Origin of the sequence: Mycobacterium sp. (assembly GCF_008709575.1) — a bacterium.
Lineage (GTDB): Bacteria > Actinomycetota > Actinomycetes > Mycobacteriales > Mycobacteriaceae > Mycobacterium.
This window is the reverse complement of record NZ_VYIK01000342.1, coordinates 1-698: the sequence shown is the minus strand read 5'-3', so window position 1 is coordinate 698 and position 698 is coordinate 1. Positions and strand designations below refer to the sequence as shown.

General features: G+C 66.2%; 1 protein-coding gene and 1 pseudogene. Both read right to left on the bottom strand.

The genetic code is table 11. The features are described from left to right. Positions 1 to 250: 250 nt before the first annotated feature. Positions 251 to 544 (bottom strand): hypothetical protein, encoded by a 294-nt coding sequence (locus F6Q13_RS18845; RefSeq protein ID WP_293059768.1) that lies wholly within the window; start codon positions 542 to 544, stop codon positions 251 to 253. Between the two features lie 61 nt (positions 545 to 605). Continuing rightward, positions 606 to 698, bottom strand: a pseudogene (locus F6Q13_RS18840) (aspartyl/glutamyl-tRNA amidotransferase subunit C); the annotation flags it as partial.

Genomic DNA, 698 nt, shown 5'->3' with positions numbered 1-698 from the left:
GTCGTCCATGTGCCGCCACAACGGAAGCCACGCGCCGTCGTCATTCAACGACTTCGCCCACACCGACCGGGCTGCGCTGCTCAGGTCCACCAAGGACGTCGGCATGGCTATACTCCGTTCTCGCCCATTCGCGAGCAGCATTCCATAGAGGACCGACAAACTCTCGGGAATTCGCGACCACAGCTCGGGAATATCAGCGCGTCATGCAGAGATACCTGACCAACCCTGATACCAACACTGTGGTTACGAACTAGATCGCCTCCGGGTTCTCGGCGACCTTGCGGGCCAGGGCGACGGTGTTGCGCGTCCACTCCGGCGTGCCGTTCGCCAGGCCGGAGGGCGGGTTGCGACCGATCCGGTTTCGCAGCGCTGACAGGGCGAAGCCCAGCCGGTCGATCACCCCGACCGCGCCGACGACTTCTTCGGGCGCCGGGTGCCGCGGCGGGGCGCTCGCAGCGACCGCACCCAGCACCAGCGTTCGGGCCGCGTCCACGAATTCCGCCACACCGTCCAGGTCGGCGTCCTGCAACCTAGAGGCGCCCACTGATATCGCTTCAACCTTAGTGCACTACAACATGTCCCACGGCAACTCCGCAGCCTCAGTGGATCGCGTCGAGCTGGCCGGCGAAGCTGTCCAGTTCGGCGTCGGTCAACGCCAGCCGGGCCAGCCGGGCCAGGTGGGCCACCTCGTCACGGGA